Consider the following 5,132-nt stretch of genomic DNA (forward strand, 5'->3'; position numbering starts at 1 on the left):
AAATACTTGTCTATGTCTTAAAGAAGTTGAAGTACTCTATTCATTACTTTTTTATCCGGCAGATTGCAACAGATGCTTTATTTGAAGTTTCTTTTTAATGCTGAATTATGGCTAAATCACCAAACTGTGGGTATAGCGAAAAAATAAGTAAGCAACTTCCGGTTTATCCGGCTAATCTGATCCAGACTTTCAAAACTGAATATCAGCCATCCACCGGTGGTCAATCAAAGCAGTAAATCTGAAAAAGATTTGTTGCTTTTTTGTTGCTTGGCTGTTTTCTGGCTATTTAGTCTCTTGCCATTTGTAGTGGTGAGCGAGATGGAATCACCAGGCGCTTTGCATTTTTGATTCTTGTCCTTTACAAAGAACAAGGCTTCAAAATAATGTAGGTATCTACCGACTACCTACACTACATCGTTGCCGGTATTCGGACTATAGCCTTTGCAATCCGGTAAAAGGTATATTGTAAGGTATATTGTTCTGCCTCCATTCCATAAAAGTAATCCAATGCACCCGGCTCGGCCATGTTTTCACCCCCTTTTCTCTCAGACCGGCAAAACAAAAGGCGCTGCCCGAAAGCAACACCTTTTGAAGTGAGCGCCGTCCGAAAACGGCGTTTTTATAAAATTTTTCAAATCACTTGAAAATGCTTTAATGCGTCCATAATCGCTGCCTCTTTCTCTGGCGGGCACTGCGGTACTTTCGCATCTTCCTTTTTGGATACGTTATAATTTTTTCTTTCGATGATTCCACACTTTCTTTTTATCTGAGCAATATAAAGCTGGCTTACTTTTAGTCCGTACTTGTTCAAAACATAGGCTTTGATTTCATCGTAGGTTGCTTTACTTTCCGCCGCCGTTAAATCCAACTCATCCATCTTAATTTCTATTTCGATATGTGGTTGACTTTGAATTTGGACAATAATACTATCGTCTCAAACTGTTCCGCTAATAATAAGATTTTTTTAGGACATTATCGCTGACTATTGACAGCAAAATTTCAAAAAATGTACAACTGGCATTTTTGTCATGCTTGAAAATCAATGATTTCAAGAATTAAAAAACAAATCTTATGGAAAAGCTGTTAACTTTCGCTAAAGATTTGTTTTCTTGAATTTTCAATTAATATCACTAAGAATTTATTTGACTTAACTTAATGACATTGGATAAAAGAATTGTCTTCTTTTGTAATTGTGGGTATCTGATGATGCGGAAGAACCGACTTTCCGGTAGTGATATTCAGGTCGATGCCAAAGGCAATCTGATTCAGATACAGTCGGATCCATTCAGCACATTCTTCTGCCCAGGGCATGTTTGTGAAAAATCCGGTATTGCGGATCAGCCCGTTTCTGATTCCTTCGATGCAGCCATGAGCCTGAGCCTTTGAGATTCCATAATCGTCTGACTGAACAAGCAGTTTCATAAGACCTCCCCGATGATCTGACCTCTGGTGACGGAAGAAACCGTTTCTATCTTCACTTCATGTCCGTTTGTGTCGGTCACGATCAGCATGGTGCTCATATCATATTTCTTTCTGAGCTGTTTCAGATTGACGGTCACGATTGGGTCGCCCGCTTTAACGGAATCACCCTGTTTCTTCTTCAGGATCGTGAATCCACTGCCATTTTCCTCCACTGTATTGACCCCGATATGGACCAGCAGCGCAACACCGCTTTCCATCGTGATTCCAAAGGCATGTCCCGTCGGAAACATAACGGAAAGCGTGCCATTGGCCGGTGCACAGACTGTCAGTGTGTCGGCGTCACTGAGGAAAGCAACGGTCTGGCCCAGCATCTGCTGTGCGAACATTTCATCTTTCACATCCGCCACATTCATCATTTCACAATCTGCGATTGCAGCGATTTGCGTGTCTGTAACTGTTACCGGTGCGAGTGTTTCCTGTTTCTTTCTGAAAGCGTCAAATAATTTCATCTTAAAGCTCCTCGCCGTTTGATCTGATTACTCTTTTATAGTATTCAAATGAATCTTTTTTGATCCTTTCGCCCGTTCCGTTACAGAAATCATCCTGATCAACGTAGATAAAACCGTAACGTTTTTTCATTTCTCCCGTACCGAAGCTGATCACATCGATTGGCCCCCACCATAAGTAGCCTCTTACATCCACTCCGTCGATCTCAACTGCTTTTTTCATTTCTTCGACATGCGCTTTAAGATACTCAACACGGTATGCATCATGAACGGTCTCGTTTTCCAGTTCTTCAAAATCAGCGATCCCGTTTTCTGTTATGAAGATTGGTTTCTGGTAGCGATCATACAGAAAGTTCAATGAATACCGCAAGCCCTGAGGATCGATATCCCATCCCCATTTCGTTCTTGGCAGATAAGGATTTTCGTAGCCGGTATCAAACGTGAAGAAATTCATATCTTTGGTTTTTTCACCAACAACGGTGGTGTTGTAATAACTGTATGTCAGAAAATCGATTGTTCCTTCTTTCAGGATCTGTTCATCTCCATCCAGTACAGGAAGTTTGATATTCATGCGTTCCAGTTCTTTCAACTTATATGAAGGATAATATCCTCTTGATTGAACATCCACAAAGAACAGATACCTCTTCATGAATTCCTGTGCAGCAACGATATCGTTCGGATTGCAAGTAGCCGGATAGGCAAAGATGCCGCTGTACATATTTCCGATCCGATTTTCCGGATCGATCTCATGTCCGATCTTTACAGTAAGTGCATGGGCGATCAGCTGATGATAGGAAGCAATCATCCTGTCCTCATAAGTGGAGTCATTGTCCATGGCAGCCGACTGATAAGGACACTCGACAAGATTATTGATTTCGTTGATCGGAAGCCAGTACTTTACTCTGGATCTGAATCTTGTAAAAAGCGTTCTTGCGTAGCGGACAAAACAGTCAACTGCCTTGCGGTTTGTCCAGGAACCGAATTTCTGAAATCCAATAGGAGTTTCAAAATGATCCATAGTGATCATTGGCTCAATGCCAAGTTCAAGGCAATAGTCGACAACATCATCGTAGTGTTTCAAGCCAAGTTCGTTTGGCTCTTCATCATCACCATTCGGATAGATCCTTGACCAGTCAATACTGAAGCGATACATTTTGAATCCCATTTCAGCAAACAGAGCTATATCTTCCTTGTATCTGTGATAATGATCGATACCCTTGTGTGAAGGATAATTCTTTCCCGGCTCTATCGTTTTAGTAATCTGCCTTGGCGTGTTGACGTCGCCGGAAGTTATTAAGTCTGCAGTACTTAATCCCTTTCCGTCTTCATCATATGCTCCTTCACACTGATCTGCCGCAAGGGCACCACCCCAAAAAAAGTCTTTATTGAAACCCATATAGATCAATCCTCCTCATCAACATGTGTGAGATATGTAATCACAAACGTAATTGCCGCACCGGCTACGATGGCAATGACCCAGAACAGAAGATTGTTTGTTCCTGGCTTTGCGAAACATGGTATTACAAGAATTCCGCCGCTTCCATAGATTGCATTGCATGTGACTTTTGCAATACCCGCAATGCCGCATCCTACCGCATTGCCGATGACTGATGCGATCAGAGGTTTCTTCAGTCTCAGGTTAACGCCAAACAAAGAAGGTTCGGAAATACCACCAATTATCGCCGTTGTTCCGCATGACAAGGCAGTCGATTTCAGATTGTCATCTTTTGTCTTTAATGCGACAGCAAAAGCAGCAGCACCTTGCGTGATGTTGTGCATACATTCCGCAATTGAAACCAGCGGATCAAAGCCTTTTGTCGCAAAAGTTTCAAACCAGTATGGCACTGTACCCCAGTGCATTCCTGTAACGACCAGTAGCGGATAAAGCATGCCAAGGACAGCTACGCCAATAAATCCAGCTGTCTCATACAGCCACACCAGTGCAGTTCCGATATAATTGCCGATGATCGTGCCAAGAGGCGCAAGCAGGCATAAAGCCAGCGGAATCATCACTAGGATCGTACAGGTCGGTTCCAGTGTCGAACGCAGCATCTTTGGCGAGATCCTTGCAAAGAACTTTTCGATTGGTGCCATAGCCGCAACGCAAAGGATGGCCGGGAATACCAGGTAGCTGTAAGAAGCCGCGTAGATTGGAATACCGAATATGCTCATCTTCGTTCCTTCATCGACCATCGCCGCAAGGGATGGGGAAACCAGTAGCAGACCCATGAAGATACCAAGACCTTCATTTACACCGAATTTTTTCGCAGCACCCTTACCTACGAAGACCGGAATGAAATAGAAAGCCACATCGGAAACGATTGACAGGATCTGATAAGTCATACTCTCTTCGCTGAGCACGCCGATTAGGTTCAAAAGTGTCCTAAGGACGCTAATCATACCTGCACCGATCAGCACCGGAATAAACGGCATGATCGAAGTGGATATGACTTCAACGATGATCGAAGGAATCTTTTTGAACGAGAATTTATCTTTGGTCAGATTTCCATCCAGATTCTCATCGATCGCCTTTTCCACCTTGATGCCACCCACTTCACATATCTCCTTGTAAAGATCATCGACATCCTGGCCGACAATGATCTGATACTGTTCGCCAGACCACTGAGCGCCTAAAATACCTGCAACTTTTTTCAATCCTTCCTCATCGATCTCGCTCTTGTCGATCACATTGAATCTTAATCGGGTAATACAGTGTGTAAAATGTGAGATATTCTCTTTGCCGCCAATCAGTTCCAGCACTTTTGCTGCGGTCTCATTTAAACTCTTCTTTGTCATTTTTCTTCTTTGTTTTATTAACACATTCTCCATGTGGCCACAATGGAAAATGTTTTAATCGAATAAAAATAAAACCTCATACATGAAAACGAATAAATCGTTCTATGTATGAGGGTCCCGCCCGTTTTATTGGTCACAGTCCTCACGGGTACATAGTCTGTTGATGTGAAGCATCAGATACAGTTTCTCTTCTTCATTCAGCAGGATCTTCAGTTTATCCCGCAGATAGATTGCTATCTTCTCTGAGCATTCATATGACTTTTTATAATTTTTCGCTAAATTCAACTAAAAAGTTGATGATTCAACATGAATAGCGTCAGATTCAGGGATATTCTTTGATATATAAAGGAGATTCCCTATGATCAACGAAACATTCTTGAACCATCTAAAACCAGTAGAACTCGAATT

The 5,132-nt window shown here is 42.3% G+C and carries 6 protein-coding genes; all 6 read right to left on the minus strand.

Annotated elements, in window-relative coordinates; all coding sequences use genetic code 11:
* Positions 1 to 631 precede the first annotated feature (631 nt).
* The gene (locus U0M88_RS05940) at positions 632 to 877 is read right to left on the minus strand and encodes a 23S rRNA methyltransferase (RefSeq protein WP_331869214.1); all 246 of its coding nucleotides are present in this window, start codon (positions 875 to 877) and stop codon (positions 632 to 634) included.
* Positions 878 to 1,152: 275 nt separating this feature from the next.
* Positions 1,153 to 1,422: a ChbG/HpnK family deacetylase gene (locus tag U0M88_RS05945; protein ID WP_331869215.1), complete on the minus strand. Its 270-nt coding sequence runs from the start codon at positions 1,420 to 1,422 to the stop codon at positions 1,153 to 1,155.
* The gene (locus U0M88_RS05950) at positions 1,419 to 1,931 is read right to left on the minus strand and encodes a PTS sugar transporter subunit IIA (protein ID WP_331869216.1); all 513 of its coding nucleotides are present in this window, start codon (positions 1,929 to 1,931) and stop codon (positions 1,419 to 1,421) included. The genes U0M88_RS05945 and U0M88_RS05950 overlap by 4 nt, the downstream gene beginning before the upstream one ends.
* Before the next feature lies 1 nt (position 1,932).
* Positions 1,933 to 3,324, minus strand: a complete 1,392-nt coding sequence (locus U0M88_RS05955; protein ID WP_331869217.1) for a glycoside hydrolase family 1 protein — start codon at positions 3,322 to 3,324, stop codon at positions 1,933 to 1,935.
* A gap of 5 nt (positions 3,325 to 3,329) precedes the next feature.
* Positions 3,330 to 4,757: a PTS transporter subunit EIIC gene (locus tag U0M88_RS05960; RefSeq protein ID WP_331869218.1), complete on the minus strand. Its 1,428-nt coding sequence runs from the start codon at positions 4,755 to 4,757 to the stop codon at positions 3,330 to 3,332.
* Positions 4,758 to 4,850: 93 nt separating this feature from the next.
* Entirely contained in the window at positions 4,851 to 5,009 is a 159-nt protein-coding gene (locus U0M88_RS05965) for a PRD domain-containing protein (RefSeq protein ID WP_331869219.1), read from the minus strand.
* Positions 5,010 to 5,132 lie beyond the last annotated feature (123 nt).

Origin of the sequence: Faecalicoccus sp. (assembly GCF_036552745.1) — a bacterium.
Classification (GTDB): domain Bacteria; phylum Bacillota_I; class Bacilli_A; order Erysipelotrichales; family Erysipelotrichaceae; genus Faecalicoccus.

Coding starts and splice junctions, on each gene's coding strand:
- U0M88_RS05940 (WP_331869214.1), bottom strand. CDS start 877: ATGGATGAGTTGGATTTAACGGCGGCGGAAAGTAAAGCAACCTACGAT.
- U0M88_RS05945 (WP_331869215.1), bottom strand. CDS start 1,422: ATGAAACTGCTTGTTCAGTCAGACGATTATGGAATCTCAAAGGCTCAG.
- U0M88_RS05950 (WP_331869216.1), bottom strand. CDS start 1,931: ATGAAATTATTTGACGCTTTCAGAAAGAAACAGGAAACACTCGCACCG.
- U0M88_RS05955 (WP_331869217.1), bottom strand. CDS start 3,324: ATGGGTTTCAATAAAGACTTTTTTTGGGGTGGTGCCCTTGCGGCAGAT.
- U0M88_RS05960 (WP_331869218.1), bottom strand. CDS start 4,757: ATGGAGAATGTGTTAATAAAACAAAGAAGAAAAATGACAAAGAAGAGT.